General features: G+C 44.7%; 1 protein-coding gene and 2 tRNA genes. All 3 read left to right on the forward strand.

Annotated elements, in window-relative coordinates; genetic code table 11:
* Positions 1-117: 117 nt before the first annotated feature.
* A tRNA-Gly gene (locus I6F65_RS21585) sits at positions 118-192 on the forward strand.
* A gap of 11 nt (positions 193-203) precedes the next feature.
* Positions 204-279 (forward strand) — tRNA-Thr (locus tag I6F65_RS21590).
* 137 nt (positions 280-416) lie between these two features.
* Positions 417-541, forward strand: a 125-nt coding sequence (locus I6F65_RS21595; RefSeq protein WP_033023824.1) for a GTP-binding protein, incomplete at its 3' end; no start/stop codon positions are given.

The raw sequence follows: 541 nt of genomic DNA on the forward strand, positions 1-541 counted from the left end.
GAGCGGCCAAAGGGATCAGACTGTAAATCTGACGGCTCAGCCTTCGCTGGTTCGAATCCAGCTCCCTCCACCACTTTATTCTTGACGGTTAGAGGTATTTTAAGAACAGATTCCTATGCGGGCATCGTATAATGGCTATTACCTCAGCCTTCCAAGCTGATGATGCGGGTTCGATTCCCGCTGCCCGCTCCAGTTCTTGTGTTGCTGATATAGCTCAGTTGGTAGAGCGCACCCTTGGTAAGGGTGAGGTCGGCAGTTCGACTCTGCCTATCAGCACCAGTCTTAAGAATCTCCTTGAACACTTCCTTTATCTGTCAGAAAAAAAACTATTTGAAATTTGAAAAAATTAACTTAATCTACCTATGGTGGATTATTTTCATATGTAATCTAGATACACAAAACTGATAGGTTCCGTCATGGCAAAAGAAAAGTTTGAACGCGTAAAACCGCACGTAAACGTTGGCACAATCGGCCACGTTGACCACGGTAAAACTACACTAACTGCAGCAATCACTAACGTACTTGCAAAAGTATACGGCGG

This window comes from Pseudoalteromonas sp. SWXJZ94C (genome assembly GCF_015864385.1).
In the GTDB taxonomy this organism is placed as follows: domain Bacteria; phylum Pseudomonadota; class Gammaproteobacteria; order Enterobacterales; family Alteromonadaceae; genus Pseudoalteromonas.